Source organism: Streptomyces sp. NPDC050658 (genome assembly GCF_044457025.1).
Taxonomy (GTDB): domain Bacteria; phylum Actinomycetota; class Actinomycetes; order Streptomycetales; family Streptomycetaceae; genus Streptomyces.
Window position 1 is genome coordinate 440,784 of the sequence record NZ_JBITGM010000005.1, and the last position, 20,867, is coordinate 461,650.

Sequence of the window (20,867 nt, forward strand, 5' to 3'; positions counted from 1 at the left end):
ACAGTGCGTCTCCTAGCATGCTTTTCGTGCGCCCCAGTCCATGCCGCCGTACCCCCTTGCTTGCGGACTTGCTTGCGGAGCGGGCGCACTGTCACGCTTCGCGTGTGGATGTCACGCACGCCCGCGCTCTGCGGGACTCCGCACAACTGTCAGTGTCACCACGACGCCTTGAGGGCGCATATGCGGCACGATGACGATGGGCAGCGACAAGGACCGGCTACGCGGGCACGTCGTGAAGCCGCGTCCGTTCTCGGCAGGCTCGGGCAGTCGGGACCCGGCCGGTCGGGCAGACAGGAGCGCGCCGAAGCGGTTCTGGTCATAGACACACACGTCACGATGCGGGTGTGGGACCAGGCGGTCGGCGAACTGATCGGCGAGCTGAACCGGGTGGGCGACTTCTCACGTGTACGCGTGCTGCGCCTGCTCGGCACCGACGAGACCGATCCCGCCCGGTTACGCCCGGAGGAACCACTCGGCGGCTCCGACGAGGAACTGCGCCGCGTGGTGCTCGTGGTGACCGACGGGCTCGGTGCCGCGTGGCGTTCGGGCGCCGTCATGCCCCTGCTGCGCGCCTGGGGGCGCATGTGCCCGGTCGCCGTCGTGCATGTGCTGCCGCAGCACCTCTGGTACCGCACGGGGCTGGACGTCAGCCGCGTCCGGTTGCGCGCCGCCCGCCCCTGGGCCGCCAACAGCGAGCTGGAATGGGAGCTGCGTGAGGCTCCGGTGGAGTCACGCGACCCGGACGAGCCGGAGGTCGAACAGGACGCGGTCCTGGTACCGGTCCTGGCACTGACCAACCGCTGGGCCGAGGCCTGGACCCACCTGGTGATGAGCCCCGAAGCTCTCGAAGCCGTGGAAGCCCGCGAAGCCCCCGAAGGTCCCGAAGCCGCCGAAACCACAGCCGGTCCCACGGCCGGCCCGCCAACCGGCCCACCGACCGGCCCAACCCCCTGGCTGGAACTCTCCGCCATCCGCGCCCGCGAGTGGAAGCGCAGGCCCGACGCCGCGCGCGCCCTGCCCTGGACGGACGACGTCCCCGACCCGCACAGCACCGTTCCCGCGGCGGAGCGGGTCTCGGACTTCCGGGCCGGAGCCTCACCCACGGCCTTCACTCTCGCGACCCGCTTATCAGCCGTACCCCTCAGCCTCCCGCTGATCCGCAAGGTCCTCGAGACCACACCGGGAGCAGGCCCCGTGCACGCCTCGGAGCTGCTGATGAGCGGACTCGTCCGGCCCAGCGGGGCACAGGGCGACGAGGTGACGGATGTGGCGTTCTCCTTCGCGCCGAACATCCGCGAGGAACTGCTGGCATTGGGCCGCCGCAGTGACACGGCTCGCATCATGCACGACGTACGCGCGTTGGTGGCCGGTGACGGCACGGAGGCCGCCTCGTTACTCCCATCCCCCGCAGAACCCCTGGACACCTTGGCCATGCCTCGGGTGAACAGCCGCAACATCGGTTTCCTCCGCGTGGAATTAGCGGCGCTGAGGGCACTCTCCGGTCGCTTTATGCAGCGCGCCGCCCTGCTGGCAGGCGTACTTGGCTGGCACGATCGTCGGTACGCCGTCAGCCTGGAGAAAAGCGGTTCCACCCCTGTCTCTCGGCCCGATTCTGAAGGAGCATCGGTGATGTCGACAACGCCCCAGCAAACGGTAGAGGGGGACCGCACATCACAGCCGCGCGTCTGGGGAAATCTGCCGCCACGCAACCCCAATTTCACCGGCCGCACAGAGCTGCTGGAACTGCTCGGCGAGCGGTTGCGGGAAGGCACGACCACCGTGCTTCCCGAGGCCATTCACGGCATGGGGGGTGTGGGCAAGACCCAGCTTGCCATCGAGTACGCCTATCGCCATCAGAGTGAGTACGACATCGTCTGGTGGATTCCCTCCGAACGGCCGGGCCAGATCGGTCAGGCCCTCGTGGAACTGGCCGGACGGCTTGGCCTGGAGACCAGCACGGAGGCGAACATCGCCGGTCCCGCGGTGCGTGAGGCACTGCGCGAGGGCCGCCCCTTCTCCCGCTGGCTGCTCATCTTCGACAACGCCGACAATCCCGAGCAGGTACGCCATTACTTCCCGACCGGAGGCAACGGCACGATCCTGGTGACCTCCCGCAACCGGCGCTGGGGTCTGGTCGGCGGCTCCCTCGAAGTGGACGTCTTCACGCGTGAGGAGAGCAAGGAACTCCTGCGCCATTCGGGCCCGCCGCTCCAGGACGAGGAAGCGGACCAATTGGCCGAGGCGCTGGGAGACCTGCCGCTGGCACTGGAACAGGCGGCCGCCTGGCGTGCCGAGACGGGCATGCCCGCGTCCGAATATCTGCGGCTCTTCGAGAACAAGCGGACGGAACTTCTCGAGGTGGCACCGCCGCCGGACTATCAACTTCCGGTCGCGGCCGCCTGGAACGTGTCGCTGGACCATTTGGAGACCCGCAGCCCCTCGGCCCTCCGTCTGCTGCAGCTGTGCTCGTACTTCGCGCCGGACCCGATTTCACGTTCCATTTTCTCCGGGCTCGGAAACAGCAGCATTTTCCCCGAGCTCGACGCCACACTGAACGACCCGATGCGCCTGGCGCGCGCCATAAGGGAGGTGAACCGCTACTCCCTCGCCCGCATCGACCACCGTACGAATTCGATCGAGATGCACCGTCTGGTCCAGCTCGTGCTGAACAACCGCATGACTCCAGAGGAGCAGTCCCGCATGCGCCATGGCGCCCACACCCTGCTGGCCGCCGCCGACCCGAAGGCGCCCAACGCGGCCGCCAACTGGCCGCGCTACGCGGAGCTCTACGGACATGTCATCGCCTCTGACGCCATCAAGTCCGACCAGCCCTGGGTGCGTCAGCTGGTCATGAACATCTCCCGGTATCTCTACTACTGGGGCGACCACGAGGTGTCGCTGGACTTCTCCGAGCAGGCCTGGGAGACCTGGCAGGCCGTCTTCGGCGAGGAGGACCAGCAGACGCTGCTGATGGGCCAGTGGCTCTGCTACCTCTACTGGGTGCTCGGCCGGCACCGCGAGGCCGTCGACCTGATGGCCAAGCTCAAGGAGATCTACGAACGCACCGCCCCCGAAGGCCGCGAGGACACCCGCGAGGACGCACTGGCCGCGATCAACCTCGAAGCGGCCGTGCGCCGTGTCGAGGGCGACTTCGCCGCGGGCGCCCAACTGGACGCCACGGTGTACGAACGGGCCCGTATCGCCTTCGGTGAAGAAGACCCCACGACCCTCGAAGCCGCCCACAACCTCGGCACGAGCCTGCGCCAGGCCGGTGACTTCCGAAAGGCGCTCGAGCTCGACGAGCGCACCCTGGCCCTGCGTCTGCGCGTGCTCGGCCAGGACCACCAGCGGACCCTGCTCACGGAGAACAACGTCGCCATCGACGTACGCGAAACGGGGGACTACGTAGGAGCACGCGCACGCCAGCAGGCCGTGCTCGACGCCTATCGCGACGTCTTCGGCCGCGGCAATCCCGCGACGATCGGCAACGTACGTCAGCTCAGCGAGGCCTGCCGCAAGGCCGGCGACCACGCACAGGCCCTGGAGCTGGCCACAGAGGCGTACTCGAAGTTCACCAGGCGCTACGGAGACTCCCACCCCTCGTCCCTGATCGCCGCCCTGACCCTGTCGGTGGCCCTGCGCCAGAACGGCGACCTGAACGCGGCCCGCGAGCGCGGCGTGAAGGCCTGCCAGGAGTACCGCAACGTCTTCGCGCCGCAGCATCCGCACGTGCTGTCGGCGGACGTCGACCTGGCCGTCACGCTGCGGCTGCTCGGCCAGCCGGAGGAGGCCCGGCGGCTCGACGAGGCGGCGCTGTCGTCACTGACCGAGCGGCTCGGCCAGTCGCACCCGATCGTGCTCGCCACGGCCATCAACCTGGCGAGCGACCTGGCCGCGCTCGGCAATCACCGCGAGGCACGGGCGATCGGCGCGCAGACGCTGGACCTGTGCCGTTCCGTGCTCGGCGACGACCACCCGACCACGCTGGCGTGTGCGGGGAACCTGGCGATGGACCTCATCGAGCTGGGCGAGGAAGCGGACGGCCGCGCGCTGCGGGCCGACACCCTGGCGCGGATGGAGCGGGTCCTCGACGCGCCCCGGCTGCTCTCGGACCCCGCGACTCCGCACCCGGCGACGCTGCAGGCCAAGGCGGGCCAGCGGCTCAACTGCGACATCGACCCGGTGCCGTTGTAGCCGTCCGGGCGGGGCGGGGTGCCAGATGCCCCGCCCCAGCCTTAGGCGCCCTGCCCAGTCCTAGGCACCCCGCCCCAGCCACACCGCGAGGCGCACGGGATCGGCGCACTCCCCCGTGGCGTTCTCCAGCGCCCCCTGCACGGCGCACGCCCGCTCAGGAAAGTCCCGCAGCAGCCGTGACGCGCCCCTGTGCGCCTCCGTCCCGGCCAGAGCCAGCGCCCGCCCAAGACCGGACCAGGCGGCCGGCGGCGCGCCCTTCCCCGTCAGTCGTACGACGTAGGCGTCCCGCGCCGCGTCCCCGTCACCGCGGGCGAGCAGCACGTCCGCGTCGTCGGCGCCCTCCACGTCCCGCATGTCGGCGTCGGCGCCGCTGAGCCGGTAGCGGGCAAGCACCGCCGCCGTGTCCAGGAAGCGGCTCTCCGTGTCCGGCACGAGGAGCGGCTCGTCCGCAAGCCCGGCGGGAGGCCGCTCGTCCCCGCGCTGCCAGGCCCGCATCGCCTCCTCCACCGCACCGGCGGGCGGCCGCAGATGATGGGCGCGCCAGCGGGCCCGGTGGTCGGCCGCCACCTCCCGTGCGAGCGCCAGCTCGGCGGCGGGCACCACCTCCGCCTCCCAGGCGTCGCAGCGCTCACCGAGCACGTCCAGTACGCGAAGACCCAGCGGGGTCAGCCGCTCATGACTGCGGACGAGGCGCACCGTGGCCGCCACCTGGGTGCGCCACAGCGCGAACTCGAAGTGGGCCAGCGGCGCCTGGGCCGCCCGGGCCGAGAACCGGTGCGCGCGCCAGAAGCGGGTGACCCCGGCAAAGGCGTAAATGCCCTGCATCAGTCCGCCCAGCGGACGCGGATCGTCGCGCCAGGGGGCGTAGAACAGCTCCTCGGCCCCTTCCTCCGGGTCGTTCCGGTTCAGCGGCCGCAGCCGCATCAGACCGCCCAGCTTGATGTGCTGGAACTCGTGCACCAGCGTGGCGGCGAGCTGTGCCGCGTCGTCCGGGTACGAGGCCATGACACCGCCGAAGGCATCACCGGCGGTCACGCTGTGCGGCCGGAACCTTTCTCTCGCCGGGGTCGGCGTGACCGACTTCAGCCCGACGCGCATGGCCTCCGCGGTCTCCGGCTCGTCCCGCAGCAGCACCTCCCAGGCCTCCCGGAGCAGGCTCTCCCAGGTGCGCGCCTCGGCGGCGGACAGCAGCATCGGCTCGGTCGGCCGGGGGAACGTCCGGTAGGGATCCAACTCCTCCAGTGCCACCCGCTTCTGAGGCCGCGCCGCTCCCAACTCCAGTCGGCGCACTGAGTGCCACCCAGGGGCCCCTCGTCCGTTCCCCGGCGAGACCACCACCGCACCGCCCGCCCCGGCGATGCGCACCTTCCCGGCACGCGCCTCGACCCGCGCGGTGCTCCACGGCTCCGCCACGGACAGCTCCGCACACCCCAGCGTCGGCAGGAACGCGACGCCGCGACGGACCGGCACGGTAATGGAGAAGTCCAGGTCACAGCGGGCGCCGGCGGCCGCGGCGAGCGCCGAGAGATGCCCCGCGACGGCCCACAGCGGTACGTCCTCGGAGGGCGCGCCCCGCAGCCGGCGCAGCGCCATGGACAGCCACATCCCCGTGTGCGGAGACATCAGGATGTCCTCGAAGACGTCCGGCGAATGCCCCTGGGCGGCCTCCAGGAGCGACCACGCCTCCCGGTGCGAGGGCAGCGCGCCACCGCTCTCCGGCAGCCCGTCATAGAGCGCGCGCAGCAACAGCAGACGGCGGCTGCGCTCGGCGGCGAGCAGCTCCTCGACCACGGCCCTGCCGCCCTCACCTCGGGCGAGGGCGTGGAATCCGGCGGCCGAAAGCCGGTGGTGCGGCAGCGCCGCGGGCCTATCCGGCATGAGCCGTCCGCCGCGGCGTCGCGGTGGCCCCGTCAGTCGAAGCGGGACGGCCCGCCGTACGACATCGTGATGGCCCTGGCCTCGTCGATGTGGTGCAGCAGCGAGCCGAGCGACCCCGCGATGGCACTGTCGTCCATGGAACGCAGCGCTTCAAGAGAAACCCCCGAGAGATCTACGAGATCGGACTCGACGGCAGGCATCGATTGCTCCACGGCTGCCAAGTCCCCTCCCGCGATTCCGTGCATGCGCTGTCCCTTTCTCCCTCATGATGACCCAGCACGGCACGCCGCGAAACCCCGCATCCGAGCCGCCCCCGACATCAAGTCAGCAGTACCTCTTGGCCAGTTGGGCCGCTTCCCGGTCCATGCGGGCCACTTCCGACGACGGACCTTCCATCAGACGTACGGCTTCGAGCAGCTGATCGAGCGTGCCCTGATAGCGCAGACAGGTGTGCACGATGCCGTAGATGTCCATTCTGAGCCGCGTGTCACGTGGCCGGTTGGCGGCGATCTCCGAACTGATCATGGCGAGCACCAGATTGAGGCTGTTGGTGTCACGGAGTGCCGGGATCTCCACCAACGCGTCGACCAGACCCAGGAGTTCCTGGAGCGGCAGGTCGGACGGAAGCCCGACCAGGCTCGGGGGCGCCGGTGGCCCCTCGGGCGCCGCGGCGGCCCCGCCCGCCTCCCGGACGGGCAGTCCCGCATGGTGGCGGAACTGCATCAACTCGGCCGAGGACAGCACGTCGTACCACCGCTCGACACGACTGGCCGCGAGCCGCCCCAGACCGTCCGAGCGGTGATGCGAGCTGACCACGCCGACGATCGCGCCCTCGCACCACACCACCGCGCCGGACATCCCCTCCCAGGGCGAGTGCGCCGGTTCGGGGTCGGCGCCCGGCGCCAGGACGGCCAGTTCGAGGGTGCCCTCACGGCGGTTGGAGAGGACGGAGACCGTGCCCGTGACATGGCAGGAGTCGCGGTACTGGCTGGGCGATCCGTCGTCGAGCAGCCGCATGCTGTCCTCGCGCAGCTTGAAGCGGGGAAACCCGAGCGCGCTGAAGTTCAGCACCACATCAGCCTCGGGCACGGCCTCGTACCGCGGATGCCCGACGCCCGGTGGCCCCGCCGGTTGGCCCACGATCTCCAGGAGCGCGACGTCCACGGCTGCCGAGAGCAGTACGACGCGGACGTCGGCGCTCCACTCCCCTGGCAGATCGGCGTCGAAGCGCACCTGCACCGATGTCACCGGGCCGGCGACCACATGCGCGGCGGTCAGTACGCAGCGGTCCCCCACGCGATATCCGGACCCGCGCCTGCCGGGCTGCCCGCCCGGCCTGCTCACCAGCACCTCGGCGACGCGCGCCGCCTCAAGCCCCCCTGGCCCCGGCACGGCGAACCTGTTCAGCGCTCGCGCGGGGTCGTGTCACCCGCGACGTAGGGCCGTTCTCCCGTGCCGCGGACGCGCGGATCCAGCGTCAGCGTGACCCGATGGGTGGTGCTCTTCGTCCGCTGGCCGGAGGCTCCCGCCTCGACGACCCAGAAGCGGATCCTGCCGTCCGCTCCGCCGGTCCGCTCGACGGCGAACTCGGCCTCCAGCTCCACTGCGCTCAGCTCGAAGCGCAGTTCCTCGTGCTCGGCCGCGGTCATGGCGGCGGCGAGTTCCCCACGTAACTGCGCGATCATCTCGGCGAGTTCAATCACGCCGAGCCCCTACCCCCGGTATGTCGCCCCCACACGGAGGCCGGGCCCGGGAGCCCGAAAGGGCCGGCCGGCACGACGACGGCCGGCCCTCATGGGACTGCTCAGCCGACGGCTCAGCCGTTGCCGGCGCCGTTGCCGGACAGGACCGGGATGTCGGACAGGATGTGCGACAGCGGCTCGTCACCCTTGGCCTGGGTGGAGTTCTCGGTGCACTGCTGGTTCTGCGGCGCGGACAGGACGTTGATGTCCTGGACGGCGATCGGCACGAGGCCGACGATCGAGCCGACGTTCGCCTTCGCGGGCAGGCCGATGCAGGGCTTGTTCAGCGAGCCCTGGACGAGCCCGAGCTGGGGGCTCATGTCGCCGTGCGTGGCCGAGTTGCCGTACGCCTGCTGGGCGCCGTTGCCGCTCAGGGACGTGGTGCCCGAGTCGTCACCGATGGCCATGGCCGGGGAGGCAACGCCCGCCGAGATTCCGGCGACGGAGGCGGCGATGGCGGCGGATGCCCACAGCTTCTTCATTTTGATTCCCTTCAAGGAGCGGGCTCCGTTGGCAGAGCCGCATGATGATCAACTGCCTGATCTCGCGATGGTTTCGGCGTATGACCCGGTTGGCCTAGCGATTGGTTTGGCTCAGCCGCAGGCGAAGGTGTCGCCGCGGACGGTGACATGACTGCCCACTCTGGGCGGGTCGTTGGGCCTGACCTGCGCGTTTCGCGGCACGAGCGGACGGTCGCGGGTCAGCTTCGCGAACAGCCTGGCGGCCTTGGCGCGGTCCCACTTGAGAGTGGATCCGACGCCCTTCACCGTGTGGTTGAAGCCCGCGATCGGAACGGTCGTGAACTCCATTGCCGACGGCGGGAGTTGACTCAACTCCGACACGAGGGACATCAACTCCTCCTCGCCGAAGGCCTGGTCGGCCTTGGTCGCGCCGAGCAGCGTCCGGCCGAGCTCCGCCGCCCGCATCGGGTCGGCCAGCACGTTCTCCGTACGCAGAGCGGTCAACGCGCCGATCAGGAACCGCTGTTGGCGCTGGATCCGGCCGAAGTCGGCGGTCGCGTCCATGTGCCGGGAGCGCACGTACTGCAGGGACTGGCCGCCCGCCAGATGGTGCTCGCCGGGCGGCAGGTCGAGCTTGGTCACCTTGTCCCTGAGGGGCCGCGGCGTGCAGACCCGTACGCCGCCGACGGTGTCCACGCTGTCCATGAAGCGCCGGAAGTCGATCTGCAGATACCGGTCGACGCGTACGCCGGTCATCGCCTCGACGGTGCGCACGGACAGCGCGGGCCCGCCCTCCGCGTAGGCGCCGTTGATCTTCGCGGGATGGGCGGCGCGCCGCTTTCCCGTGACCGCGTCGCGGTGGGCCGGGATCTCGGCGTAGGAATCGCGGGGCAGGCTCACCACGCTGACGCGGTCACGCGCCTCGGACACATGGACGAGCATCAGGGTGTCCGTGCAATTGCAGGCGACGCCGCCCGCGTGGAATTCGCGCCGTTCCTGTTCCGTGATGGTGTCGCGGCCGTCCGTGCCCATCAGGAGGATGTTCGTGCCCGGTCCCTCTTTCGGACGATTCTGTACGTCGCCGAAAACGCCGGAAACATCGACGCGTTGGACAGGTTGCGGCAGGGCCTTCGCGGTTCCGACGGCGGCCGCGACAGCGAGCAGTACGACCCCCGGGATCGCCAGGCGCAGCCGGCGATTCCCCCTGGAGCCGGTGGATGAGTTGAGGTGAGTGCGCAAACTGAACTCCGCCGCGGGGGAACAGGAACGCAGAGACGGTAAGCCGATCGACGGCGTCGCCGGGTGCGCGGACTTCGCGGCGCGCACGAAGAACAACTCGTTCGCCCTAAGCCGTGCAGTTTCGCCGGTTTCCGAAACAGGAACAGATTGCTCGACACACTCCCGTCGAAGGCGAGGGGACATGGCCGACTTCTCGAGGCGCTGGAAACGGCAGGGCCTCATTCCAGTGAGCAGGAATTCACGGGAGCATCGCGCTCCGGAGCCCATCTACTCGTCGTTGCAGGATTCCTGGGAGCGGCAGGGCAGGACCGTGCCGGGCCGTCCCGACCAGGAATGGCACGCCCTCATGTCGCGCGACCACTGGCCGCGCGGCTGACGCGGGCGCCTCGGGCGACGAACAGCGGGCCGCCGGTGAACCGGCGGCCCGCTGGGCGATGCTGGGGAGATCAGTGGTTGCCCGCCCCGTTGCCGGACAGGACCGGGATGTCGTCCAGGATGTGCGACAGCGGCTCGTCACCCTTGGCCTGGGTGGAGTTCTCCACGCACTGCTGGTTCTGCGGCGACGACAGGACCGGGATGTCCTGCACGGCGATCGGCACGACACCGACGATCGAACCGGCGTTGACCTTGGCCGGCAGGCCGATGCAGGGCTTGTTCAGCGAACCCTGGATGAGCGCCATCTGCGGGCTCATGTTGCCGTAGGTGGCGGAGTTGCCGAACGCCTGCTGGGCGCCGTTGCCGCTCGCCGAGGTGGTGCCGCTGTCGTTGCCGATGGCCAGCGCGCTGGGGGCCGCGGCGGCCGACATACCGACGACGGAGACGGCGACCGCAGCCGCAGCCATACCCTTCTTGATCACAAGTAATTCCCTTCTGGAGAAACCCCGTTCGCCGGAGCGCTCTGATTAACTCCGTGCCCCCGGCATGGTTGCTCCGCTTCACTCTTTCGGAGCAGCGCGGGGGCGGTCGCGGCCAACCGAGTGAAGCCCCGAAACCCAAACTCACACCGATGGGTTGAGTAGGGCGCAGTGACCTATGCGTCCGTCAGAAAAGGAACACGAAATGATGAAGAAGGCTATGGCCGCAGCGGCCGTCGCCGCGTCCGTCGTCGGCATGTCGGCCGCTGCCGCCCCGTCGGCGCTCGCCATCGGCGACGACCACGGCACGACCTCCGCCAGTGGCAACGGCGCCATGCAGGAGTTCGGCAACTCCGAGACGCACGGCAACATGAGCCCGCAGCTCGGGCTCGTCCAGGGCTCGCTGAACAAGCCCTGTGTCGGCCTGCCGGTCAAGGGCAACGTCGGTTCGATCGTCGGCCTCGTGCCGATCGCGGTCCAGGACATCAACGTGCTGTCCGCCCCGCAGAACCAGCAGTGCACCGAGAACTCCACGCAGGCCAAGGGCGACGAGCCGCTGTCGCACATCCTGAACGACATCCCGGTGCTCTCCGGCAACGGTGAGTTCAACGGCTGACCCTCAGACGTGAGGCCGCTCGGGCCGCCGCCTGTCCCAGGCCGGCGGCCCGAGCTCCTTCTTTTTCCTCGTTAATGCGGCTGCCCCTTGCGGTAATTCGGGTGAATTTACCGACGGGATGAAATCCGCCGGTTTCCTCCGCACCTTTATCTCGTTTGCAGATTGCCGGTCATGGTGCGGGTCACAAATGATGGGCCCGCTCGGTTTCGACTGCCATATGGGCATGACCGTTGAGAAGGGAAGATCTGTGAAGCACAAGAAGAGCGCGACGTTCATCGCCGGTGTCGTCATGGCGATGGGCATGGCGGCCCCCGCGTTCGCCGACGCCGGTGCCGAGGGCGCCGCTGTCGGGTCGCCGGGCGTCCTCTCCGGCAACCTCGTCCAGGTTCCCGTGCACGTCCCGGTCAACGTGTGCGGCAACAGCGTCGACGTGATCGCCGTACTGAACCCGGCGTTCGGCAACACCTGCGTCAACGAGTGACGTAGCCCCCGGCCGACAGGCTGATTCAGGGCCGGCCTTGGACTGTCGCTGCGACTCCAAGGCCGGCTTTCCACTGCTCAGAGGAAGACAACCAGAGTGCGACAGGTCATCAGCAGGCAGGTCATCAGCAAGGGAATGCTCACGGCCGCCGCCGCGACCGGAATCCTCTCCCTTTCCGGTGGCGGCGCCTTCGCCGCGGACGCGGACGGCTCGGCGGCGGATTCGCCCGGGATCTTGTCGGGCAACAGCGTGCAGGCGCCGCTGGAAGTGCCGGTGAACGCCTGCGGCAATACCGCCGACGCGGCCGCCGCCCTGAATCCGACGACCGGCAACTCCTGTGCCAATTCCGGGGGTTCGACGAATCCGCAGGAGCGGCCCGCCGCCACGACGGCCGCCGAGGGCGAGGCCGGCCGGTCACCGGGCATCCTGTCGGGCAACAGCGTGCAGGCCCCGGTGAAGGTGCCCGTCAACCTCTGCGGCAACACCGCCGACGCGGCCGCCGGCCTCAACCCGAGCACCGGCAACAGCTGCGCGAACGACGCGCAGGCGCCGTCCCCGACGGCCATCCCGGAGCACGAGACACCGCCCGCCCCGCACCGGCCCGACGTACACGTGCCCGGACAGACGGACCGGGCGGCCCGGTACGAGTCGGACCCGGCCGTCACGGAGCTGTCGCCCGCCGGTGCGCCCGGCCCGCAGGCACACAGCAGCCTCGCGGCGACGGGCAGCGACGAGAACCTGGCGGCGGTCGCCGCGGGGAGCGCCGCCCTGCTGATCGGCGGCGGGATCCTCTACCGCAGGGGAGCGGCCGCCTCACGCCACTGAGCGGCACCGGGCGGTCGCGGCCCGGCATGCCGAACGGCGGGGAAGAGACGCCCTGAAGCCTCTTCCCCGCCGGAGGGAGAGCGAGCCGGCCCGGCAAGGGGTATTGCCCACCCACGGCGGATACGCCGACGGCTGGCGGAGGACAACCTGGCCCGTCCCATGAGGGCACAGTCCACCATCTGACCGCCGCCACCGAAGAACCGATTCACCCGTTCGCCGGTCACATCACCTGTACGGGTTCCTCCTGGGTACGAGGGCGACGCCGTCCGTCGGTGTCGCGCCACCCCTCGACGCCGCGCAGCCTGCGCCGCACACCCCGTACGAGCCGGTCCGCGGTGAACGAGGCGCCGTGCACGAACCGCATGGCGGGCCCGAAGCTCGACGCGGTCACGAGTCCCGCGAGGAAGAGACCGGGCCGTGAGGACTCGAACTCGGTTCCTGTGTACGGCTCTTGGGCGCCGTTCACCCGCAGGTGCGCGCGGACGTCGGGGGACAGCAGGCGCAGCCGGTCGCTCGTCGCACGGAATCCGGTGGCGGCGATGACGTGGTCCGTCTCGAAGACGGGGTCGCTGCTCATCGAGCCCCTGATCTCCAGGCGTACCTGACCTCCCGCCACGGACGCCGCCGCGACCTCGTGGTCCAGGAGCACGTCGACCCGGGACTCGACCCGGTCGCGCACCCACCAGGCCCCGGCGGGCCCGAGCGCCGACGCCGAGATGCGGGCGCGGGTCGTCTCCGGGAGCCGTCGGAAGCCGCCCGGCAGCTCGGAGTAGAACCAGTTGCGCCAGCCGCAGCCGAGGCCGGAGTGCGGGGCGCGGGCGGACTGGCGCAGGGGGCGGTGCCAGGGCGGGGGCACGGTGTTCCAGCTGAGGGCGCGGGAGCGGGCCAGGACGCGGACGCGGGTGCCCTGTTCGGCGAGGAGCGCCGCCGTCTCCAGGGCGGCCTGACCGCCGCCGATCACCGTGACGTCCTTGTCCCGGAAGCGGTCCAGGTCCCGGTGGTGACTGCTGTGCGTGACGTGCTGTGCGCCGAGGCCGCGCAGGGCCGCGGGGATCTCGACGAAGGGGATCACCCCGACGGCGAGGGCGACGGTGCGGGCCCGGAAGACCTCGCCGTCCTGCGTCGTCGCCGCGAAGCCGTCGGGGCAGGCGGCGACCGACGTCACCATGCGTTCGTCGACGTCCGGTACGGCGTGCCGGGCGAACCACAGGCCGTATGAGGCGAAGGCCGCGACCGGGATCGGCTCGCCGTGCCTTGCCGTCATCCCGTGGCCCGCGCAGTACTCGGCGAGTCCGTACCGCCCGTGCGGGTCGGAGAGGTTGGACGCCCAGGGCTCCGATTTCAGGAACATGCCCGGCGGCATGTGGTCGCGCCAGGACGCCATGGGTCTGCCGAAGACGCGTACGTCGAGTCCCGCGTGGGCGGCGTGCGAGGCGATGGACAGGCCGTAGGGACCGGCCCCGACCACCAACAGGTCATACATCAGCAACTGCTCGCTCTCTCGTCGTCGATCCGGGCATCTCCGGGCCGGGCACCGCCTTCGAGCCGGGCTTCTTCGGGCCTGACGTCTCTGATCCGGGCGTCTCTGATCCGGGCGTCTCCGGTGCGGGCGTCTCCGGTGCGGGCCTCCTTGGCACGGGGCGTCCCCGGCGCAGCCGCCCCAGCAGGCGGCGCGTCACATGCCGGGACCACAGCAGCCACAGGGCGCACGCGGGCGCCAGGTCGTCGCGGGCCAGCCAGGCCAGTTCGCGGCGGTGCGCCGCGGTGGCCGCGGGGCCCGTGGTCAGCAGGGCCCGCAGCGCGGTCAGCGGCGCGTAGTTCTCCACGACGAACGTGCGCCCCTGCAGGGCCGCGGCGGGCGGCAGCGGGCGGTGCGTCATGTCGAGGTGCAGGGCCCGCACCACGTCCAGGTCCGCCCCGTCGGCGAAGAGCCGGAACTGGGCGCCGGGCCGCGGATTGAAGTCGAGGAGGCAGTGCTCGCCGGTCGCGGAGTCCACCCGGAAGTCCAGGTCGAAGATGCCCCGGTAGCCGAGGGTGCCGACCAGGCGCGCGGTGTCCGCCTCGAGCCGCGGGTCCGGGGCCCAGCGCCCCACCGCCGTCAGGCCCGCGCCACGCGGCCAGGAGCGGTGCTTGCGGCCCGCGCCGCCGCCGCGCACGGCGCCCGTCCGGTCGACGTAGCCGTGGGCGAACCAGTCGCGGCCGGGGCCGTCCGGCAGGAAGGCCTGGAGGAGGAGCCTGCTGCCCGCCTCGTCGCTGCGCCGGTACAGCTCCTGCGCCTCCTTCACCGAGCGCACCAGGACGGTGCTGCGCAGCCCGGCCCCCGGCGGGACGAGCCAGGGGCGGCTCCACTTGGCCACCATGGGGAGCCCCAACTGACGTACGGCTGAAGCTGTTTGGGCCGGTGACTCCGGGGTGAGCGTCAGCGGGTGCGGGATGCCGGCGGTCCGGCACAGCTCGGCGAGCGCCGCCTTGTCGGCGACCCGTTCCGCGAGGCCGCTCGCCTGGTCGGGCAGGAGATAGAGGTCGGCGAGTTCCCGCTGCAGGCGCCCGATCGCCAGGGCGCCCGCGTCGTCCATCGGAATGAGCACGGCCGGGCGGGCCACCCGCCGGGAAATGCGGCGCAATTCCGCGGAGATCTCGCCGAGCGAGGCGCCGGGATCCGGCGGCGGATGCGTCTGGTGCAGATAGCGGGATCTGCGTACGGGACTTCTCCCAGAATCCGCGGCGGCCACGTGCACCTCCACTCCCGCACGGCCCAGTGACCGAACAGCGCCGAGTGTGCCGTGATGAAAGGGATTAGGGTCCATCCGCAGCAGGACGGCGGGGACCCGGGTATCGAGAGTTAGCACGGTCAAATCCTCTCAATTCGATCCCCCATGCGGGCGATGGGCACGCCCAGAGGATTAGCGGCTCGATTGGCGCAATAGAAATACATATGACTGAGTGTCAGTGGATGGAGGAGCACCTTGAGGAGCGGCCATGGACCCGCAGAGACGCAAACCCAGAGTTAAGCGACCCGCATTCATCGCCATCGGAATCGTCGTGTCGGCGGCGCTCGCGATCGGCCCGGGCTACGCCTGGGGCGCCGGCCAGGAGCCCGATCCGCCGGGCTTCCGGCCGGGGCTGCCGACGACGCTGCCCGCGCCGACACCGCCCACGGCGCCGTCCCCCGCCGCGCCGCTCCCCTCGACTCCGGCCACGCCCCCCGCGGCCACGCCACCGACCGGGCCGACGCCGAGCACCGAGCCGCCGGCTCCGGCCGAGCGGCTGCCCGCGTTCGGCGCCTATCTGGACTACGGCCCCAAGGGCGTACAGCGGATGACGGAGCTCAGCACCTGGCTGGGCGGCGCGGAGCTGCAGGTCGGCCACACCTATCTGCCGGGCGACCGGTGGAGCAACATCGAGGGCGCCCCGGACTTCCTGGAGAGCTGGGCCGAGTGGCGGCGCGCCAAGGACGACCGGCTGTTCGTGCTCAACGTCCCGATGCTGGAGCGCAACGAGGAGAACGTCGGCGACTTCGAGGTGCGCCGACAGCTCCGCAAGGGCGCCGCCGGCGACTACGACGAGCACTTCCGCACCCTGGCCGAGCGCCTCGTGAAGCTCCAGGTACCCGACACCGTCATCGTCCTCGGCTGGGAGATGAACGGCGTCACGTACACCCACCGGTGCGGTCCCGACCCGGAGTCCTGGAAGGCGTACTGGAAACGCATCATCACCACCATGCGGTCCGTGCCCGGCCAGAAGTTCAAGTTCGACTTCACGCCGAACCGGGGTCGTGACGCCATTCCGTGGACGCAGTGCTATCCCGGTGACGACGTCGTCGACATCGTCGGCATGGACTCCTACGACCAGCCGAGCGGCATGAAATTCGCGGAGCAGATCAGCGAGCCGTACGGGCTCCAGGAACACGTGGACTTCGCCGCCGAGCACAACAAGCCGATCTCCTACCCGGAATGGGGGCTTTTCCGCAACGGCGACAATGAGGAGTACATGCGGAAAATGCTCACCTGGATGGACAAGCACAAGCCGCTCTACAACACCGTCACCGACTACTGCCCGCACGGCGTGTGGCAGTGCGAGGACAATCCCAAGGCGTCCAAGGCGTACCGTTCGCTGCTCTTCGGCCGCAAGGACACCGGTACGGTCCCGGAGCCGACCCAGCCGGCCGTTCCCACGAATCCGCCGAACTGTTCCCCGCTGGACCTGGGTGACTGGGTCGAGTACTGGCTCGGCGGCAAGCTGTGCATGCGGCTCGACTGGTGGAGCCGCCGCTGATCGGGCACGGCGTGGCGGCGGCACCGTTCAGGAACCGCCGCCGCGCCGCTCCTCGCGGCGGCGCAGGTATTCCTTGCACCGGTCACGGGCCGCCGCGTCGCAGGCGGCCGCCCGCAGCACGGGGGCGGTCCGTCTGCGGGCGAGCAGGAAGCGGTGGTTGGTGACCGCCTCGGGGCGCCAGTGGTGTTTGTACGGCTCGTTGCCGCGCAGGAGGCTGAGGACGCGGCCGTCGGTCTCCGGGGAGCCGTCGGCGTGCTCGGTGCAGGCGTTCAGGAGCATCGTCGCCACGTCCACCTTGCGCTCCCGCAGCTCCGGATGCGCGCCGTAGAGGTAGCCGCCGACCAGGCCGGGCGAGAGCAGCGTCAGATCCGCCGCGACCACCGCGTCGTCGAGCCGGAACTCGGTGACCACCGCGTCGCCCGCCCTGACCATCAGGCCCACCGACCGGATCAGGTGCTCGGAGAACCGCGGCTGGAGGTGTTCGGACGTCACCTTCCGTCCCTGCCACTGGAGTTGGTGCAGGTGCAGCAGTGTGCGCACCGAGGCGTCCACCTCGTCATGGCGTACGATCCTGCGCTCGACGCCCAGCGCGTCCATCTTCCGCATCTTCGCGCGCGCCCGCTGCGCCCGCGGCGTGGGCAGCCGCCCCAGCAGCTCGTCCATGGAGGCGGCGGGCAGCTCCAGGCAGAGCGAGTCGGTCAGGCGCAGCCTCGGCCCGCGCCAGCGGTCGTAGATGCGCTCCACCGCGGCACCCGACCTGACCTCGCGGAAGTCGATCAGCGCGCCGCGGGCGAGGCGTGCGAGACCGCCGGCCAGGGCCTGCGCGGCCTCGGCGGCGAACTCGTCGTCGAGGAGCACATCGGTGAAGTCGGAGATGGCGCCGCCGAGCGGCACGAGCACCGGGAGGGGAAGCCGCTTGCGCATCAGCGGCGCCGCGGCGACGAGCTCGCCGTCCCGGCGCACCAGCACCACGCGGAGCCGGCCGCGCGTTCCGTAGGAGAGCCACCACGAATGCAGCCAGGCATGGCTCTGGAACGGTGTCGCCGTCCGGCAACGGCGGTGCAGCCGCGCCCAGGCGGGCGCGAGGGCGCCGAACTCCTCCTGGTCGGTGCAGAGTTCGACGGCGAAACGTGGATCGTGTGGGGCCATCACATCTCCCGGTCGATGTCGGCGGCCTGCGCGGGACCCGGCACGGGTGCCGCCACCGGCTCCTGGCCGCGCCGGGGGCGCACGAGCAGGGCGAGGCCGCCGAGCAGTCCGCCCGCGCAGCCGCCCACCAGCGCCGTCATGGGCGGCGACGCCGACGCGGGCGCCTCGGGCTTGACCGCGCGGGACAGCTGGAGGAGCTGGACCTGGGTGCTGTCCTTGGTGTGGTTCGCGTTCCTCGTCAGCGACCGCGACACCGCGTTGGCGATGTCGGCCGCCTTGCCCGGCTTGGCGGCGGTCGCCGAGACGGCGATCATCGGGGCGTCCGGCGAGGTCGCCGCCTGCACGCTGTCGCGCAGGGTCTGCGCGGAGATCCCGGACTCCACCTGGGCGTCGCCGAGCACCGCGAGCTGGGTGGCGACCCGCCCGTATGCCTGGGCGAAGCCGAGTGCCGCGGTGGGGTCGGACTTCTCCTGCGGTACGGCGATCACGTAACTCGTGGCCGTGTACGTCGGCGTCTTCGCCGCGCCGTACACACCGCCGACGAGGGCGCCGGCCAGGGCGCCGGCCGGCAGCAGCCACCATGCGGGCAGCCGCTTCACCCGGGCGAGCATCGGGGCCTGCGGTCCTGCCGGGCGGCGCTTTCTGCTGAGGGTATCGGTCATCGGGAACTCACTCTCGGGGTCGAGCCGGAGGCAGCTGTCTCGTACACACGCATCAGCTGGTCGGCGCTGCGCGTGATGCTGTAGTGATGCGCGGCGGCCAGCGGCAGCCGCTGCCGCGGACCCGCGTCCCGGATCCGCAGCAGCGCCCGGGCGAACGCGTCCGGGTCCCCCGGGACACGCAGGGCGCCGCCGGACGTGTCCGGCGGCAAGTCCTCGACGGCCGGGCACCTGACGTAGACCACGGGAAGCCCGGCGGCCAGCCCCTCCACGACGGCAAGCCCGAAGGCCTCTTCGGGCGAGGGCGAGGCGAGGACGTCCATCGCGGCGAGCAGGGCGGGAAGGTCGAGACCGTCCGCAGGGGGGCCACTGGTCGGGAGGCCGCTGGTCGGGGGGCCACTGGTCGGGAGGCCGCCACTCCCGGCCGCCGGGGCACGGCTTCCTGCCGCCGGGTTACGACGCCCGGCCACCAGGCCGCCGCTCCCGACCGCCAGGTCAAGTCTCCCCGTCGCCGGGTCACCGCCGCCCGCAGCCGGGTCACGGCTCCCCGCCACCGGGTCACCGCTCCCCGCCACCAGGCCGCCTCTCCCCACCGCGAGGTCACCGCTCCCCGCCACCGGGCCGCTACACCCGGCCGCCGGGTCACCGCCGCCCACAGCCAGGTCACCGCTCCCCGCCACCAGGTCAAGGCCCCCGCCCGCCAGGTCACCACGCCCCGCCGCCAGGTCAAGGCTCCCTGCCACCAGGCCGCCGCTCCCCGCCACCAGGCCGCTACTCCCGGCCGCCGACTCACCGCCACCCGCAGCCAGACCGCCGCTCCCCGCCACCAGGTCAAGGCCCCCGCCCGCCAGGCCACCGCCCACCGCGAGGTCACCGCTCCCCGCCACCGGGCCACCGCTCCCCGCCACCAGGTCACCACGCCCCGCCGCCAGGCCACCGCTCCCCGCCACCAGGCCACCGCTCCCCGCAGCCAACCCACCCCGCCCCGCCTCCGAGTCACCGCCACCCGCCCCCACATGCGGACGCTCCCCCGCGAATACCACCCGCTCCATCACGCCGAGTTCGCGTGCCCTCGCGCGTAGTCGGCCCTCGTCGGGGCCGCCGCCGACGAGCAGCAGGTGTGCGTCGGCGGGGAGCGTCGTGAGGGTGTGGAGCAGGGTGTCGAGGCGTTTGCCCGGTGCGAGTCTGCCGACGCCGCCTACCACGAACGCCTCGTCCGGAAGGCCGAGTTGGCGGCGGGCCGCGGTCCTGGCCCGCGGGTCGAAGCGGAACCGAGCGGCGTCGATGCCGTTCGGTACGACGTGGATGCGCTGCGGGGGGACGCCCCACCGGCTGAGCCGCTCGGCGACGGACGGTGAGACCGCGACCGTGGCCCGGCCCAGGCGTTCACCGGCCAGGTACAGGGCGCGGACCCCGGCGGTCAGCGGGCGGCCCTCCATCTGTGAGTCGCCGAGGGAGTGCTCGGTGGCCACGACCGCGCGGGTTCCCGCGAGGCGCGCGGCGACGCGTCCGTACAGGCAGGCGCGGTACAGGTGGGTGTGGACCAGGTCGTAGCCGCCGCCCCGGATCAGCCGGACGAGGCGGGGCAGCGCGGCCACGTCGCGGTTGCCCGCCATGCCCAGGTGGACGACGCGTACGCCGTCCGCCGTCAGGCCGTCGGCCACCGGACCGGGGTTGGTGAGCGTGACGACGTCGCAGCTGACCGGCAAGTGCCGCAGCAGCAGCCGCAGTTGCTGTTCCGCGCCGCCGGTGCCGAGGCCGGTGATGATGTGCAGGGCTCTCACCGGGCCACCGCCGGTTCATGGACCGCCCGACGACGGAACCTGTTGAGGCGCAGCTTCAGGTGCAGCCGCAGCGCGGTGTCCTGCTGCCCGATGTGGACGCGCGGCAGGGCGTGCACCCCGGTGAGCGGGCCGGGGGAGATCGCGCACGCGTAGCGGTAGCCCGCCTCGCGCACGGCGTCGACGGCGCGGGCGTCGACCGTGCCGTAGGGGTAGCAGAAGCCGGTCACCTCGCGACCGACGAGCTCGGCGAGGGCGGCCCTGCTGCCACTCGTCTCCGCCCGCAGCAGGCGCTCGTCCGCCCGCGTCAGGTCGACGTGGGTCATTCCGTGCGAGGCGATCTCGGTGCCCTCGGCGGCGGCCCTGCGGATGCCGTCGGCGTCGAGCAGCGGCTTGCGCGGCCCGAGCGGGTCCCAGGCGTTCTCGCCGGCCAGCCTGCCCGGCAGGACGAAGAGGGTGGCCGTGCAGTCGTGGCGGTGCAGGAGCGGCAGAGCGTGATCGACGAAGTCGGCGTACCCGTCGTCGAAGGTGAGACCCACCAGGCCCCGCCCCTCGCCACGGGCACGCGCGTCGAGCAGCTCCGTCATGCTCACGCCGCGCAGCCCCTGCCGCCGCAGCCAGCCGAGCTGGGCGTCGAGCCGTTCGGCGGTGACGGTGATCTGGTACGGGTCGTCCGGGCAGTCGTCCACGGAGTGGTACATCGCCACCCACAT

Annotated in this window: 18 protein-coding genes and 1 pseudogene; 5 read left to right on the top strand and 14 right to left on the bottom strand. The window is 71.3% G+C overall.

Annotated elements, in window-relative coordinates; all coding sequences use genetic code 11:
• The first annotated feature begins 336 nt into the window (after positions 1-336).
• Entirely contained in the window at positions 337-4,194 is a 3,858-nt protein-coding gene (gene fxsT, locus ACIBKX_RS20325) for an FxSxx-COOH system tetratricopeptide repeat protein (RefSeq protein WP_363271668.1), read from the top strand.
• 60 nt (positions 4,195-4,254) lie between these two features.
• On the opposite strand, the gene ACIBKX_RS20330 is transcribed toward fxsT, so the two are convergent.
• The 7 genes from ACIBKX_RS20330 to ACIBKX_RS20360 all read right to left on the bottom strand — a co-directional run bounded on the left by ACIBKX_RS20330 (position 4,255) and on the right by ACIBKX_RS20360 (position 10,371).
• Positions 4,255-6,072, bottom strand: coding sequence for an HEXXH motif domain-containing protein (locus ACIBKX_RS20330; protein ID WP_363271669.1), 1,818 nt, complete (start codon positions 6,070-6,072; stop codon positions 4,255-4,257).
• Between the two features lie 32 nt (positions 6,073-6,104).
• On the bottom strand, positions 6,105-6,272 hold the full coding sequence (locus ACIBKX_RS20335) for a hypothetical protein (protein ID WP_399375842.1): 168 nt from the start codon (positions 6,270-6,272) through the stop codon (positions 6,105-6,107).
• Positions 6,273-6,396: 124 nt separating this feature from the next.
• Positions 6,397-7,464: a trypsin-like peptidase domain-containing protein gene (locus ACIBKX_RS20340; protein WP_363271670.1), complete on the bottom strand. Its 1,068-nt coding sequence runs from the start codon at positions 7,462-7,464 to the stop codon at positions 6,397-6,399.
• Positions 7,465-7,475: 11 nt separating this feature from the next.
• Entirely contained in the window at positions 7,476-7,775 is a 300-nt protein-coding gene (locus tag ACIBKX_RS20345; protein ID WP_363271671.1) for a trypco2 family protein, read from the bottom strand.
• A 113-nt stretch (positions 7,776-7,888) separates the two neighbouring features.
• Positions 7,889-8,296, bottom strand: coding sequence for a rodlin (locus tag ACIBKX_RS20350; RefSeq protein ID WP_363271672.1), 408 nt, complete (start codon positions 8,294-8,296; stop codon positions 7,889-7,891).
• Positions 8,297-8,407: 111 nt separating this feature from the next.
• Positions 8,408-9,307 carry an LCP family protein gene (locus ACIBKX_RS20355; RefSeq protein ID WP_363271673.1) on the bottom strand — a complete coding sequence of 300 codons (900 nt, stop codon included), beginning with the start codon at positions 9,305-9,307 and terminating at the stop codon, positions 8,408-8,410.
• A 653-nt stretch (positions 9,308-9,960) separates the two neighbouring features.
• On the bottom strand, positions 9,961-10,371 hold the full coding sequence (locus ACIBKX_RS20360) for a rodlin (protein WP_363271674.1): 411 nt from the start codon (positions 10,369-10,371) through the stop codon (positions 9,961-9,963).
• 202 nt (positions 10,372-10,573) lie between these two features.
• Here ACIBKX_RS20360 and ACIBKX_RS20365 point away from each other — a divergent pair, with 202 nt between their 5' ends.
• The 3 genes from ACIBKX_RS20365 (at position 10,574) to ACIBKX_RS20375 (ending at position 12,290) form a co-directional block, all read left to right on the top strand.
• Entirely contained in the window at positions 10,574-10,984 is a 411-nt protein-coding gene (locus ACIBKX_RS20365) for a rodlin (protein ID WP_363271675.1), read from the top strand.
• A gap of 223 nt (positions 10,985-11,207) precedes the next feature.
• The gene (locus ACIBKX_RS20370) at positions 11,208-11,465 is read left to right on the top strand and encodes a chaplin (protein WP_363271676.1); all 258 of its coding nucleotides are present in this window, start codon (positions 11,208-11,210) and stop codon (positions 11,463-11,465) included.
• A gap of 96 nt (positions 11,466-11,561) precedes the next feature.
• Positions 11,562-12,290 (top strand): chaplin, encoded by a 729-nt coding sequence (locus ACIBKX_RS20375; RefSeq protein ID WP_363271677.1) that lies wholly within the window; start codon positions 11,562-11,564, stop codon positions 12,288-12,290.
• Positions 12,291-12,510: 220 nt separating this feature from the next.
• Here the strand turns inward: ACIBKX_RS20375 and ACIBKX_RS20380 are convergent, their stop codons facing one another.
• Entirely contained in the window at positions 12,511-13,773 is a 1,263-nt protein-coding gene (locus ACIBKX_RS20380; RefSeq protein WP_363271678.1) for an NAD(P)-binding domain-containing protein, read from the bottom strand.
• Positions 13,766-15,097, bottom strand: a complete 1,332-nt coding sequence (locus ACIBKX_RS20385) for an ATP-grasp domain-containing protein (protein WP_399375843.1) — start codon at positions 15,095-15,097, stop codon at positions 13,766-13,768. Before ACIBKX_RS20385 ends, ACIBKX_RS20380 begins: the two co-directional genes overlap by 8 nt.
• 172 nt (positions 15,098-15,269) lie before the next feature.
• Between ACIBKX_RS20385 and ACIBKX_RS20390 the strand changes: the two genes are divergently transcribed.
• Positions 15,270-16,565, top strand: a complete 1,296-nt coding sequence (locus tag ACIBKX_RS20390; RefSeq protein WP_363271680.1) for a glycosyl hydrolase — start codon at positions 15,270-15,272, stop codon at positions 16,563-16,565.
• A 27-nt stretch (positions 16,566-16,592) separates the two neighbouring features.
• Here the strand turns inward: ACIBKX_RS20390 and ACIBKX_RS20395 are convergent, their stop codons facing one another.
• The 5 genes and pseudogenes from ACIBKX_RS20395 to ACIBKX_RS20415 all read right to left on the bottom strand — a co-directional run bounded on the left by ACIBKX_RS20395 (position 16,593) and on the right by ACIBKX_RS20415 (position 20,867).
• Positions 16,593-17,714 (bottom strand): GNAT family N-acetyltransferase, encoded by a 1,122-nt coding sequence (locus ACIBKX_RS20395; RefSeq protein ID WP_363271681.1) that lies wholly within the window; start codon positions 17,712-17,714, stop codon positions 16,593-16,595.
• Complete coding sequence (locus tag ACIBKX_RS20400) at positions 17,714-18,376, bottom strand: lipopolysaccharide biosynthesis protein (protein WP_363271682.1); 663 nt, start codon at positions 18,374-18,376, stop codon at positions 17,714-17,716. The genes ACIBKX_RS20395 and ACIBKX_RS20400 overlap by 1 nt, the downstream gene beginning before the upstream one ends.
• Entirely contained in the window at positions 18,373-19,389 is a 1,017-nt protein-coding gene (locus ACIBKX_RS20405) for a glycosyltransferase (protein ID WP_399375855.1), read from the bottom strand. The genes ACIBKX_RS20400 and ACIBKX_RS20405 overlap by 4 nt, the downstream gene beginning before the upstream one ends.
• Positions 19,378-20,157: pseudogene (locus ACIBKX_RS20410) on the bottom strand (glycosyltransferase); the annotation flags it as partial. The gene ACIBKX_RS20405 and the pseudogene ACIBKX_RS20410, both read right to left, overlap by 12 nt.
• Positions 20,154-20,867: a polysaccharide deacetylase family protein gene (locus ACIBKX_RS20415; RefSeq protein WP_363271773.1), complete on the bottom strand. Its 714-nt coding sequence runs from the start codon at positions 20,865-20,867 to the stop codon at positions 20,154-20,156. The gene ACIBKX_RS20415 and the pseudogene ACIBKX_RS20410, both read right to left, overlap by 4 nt.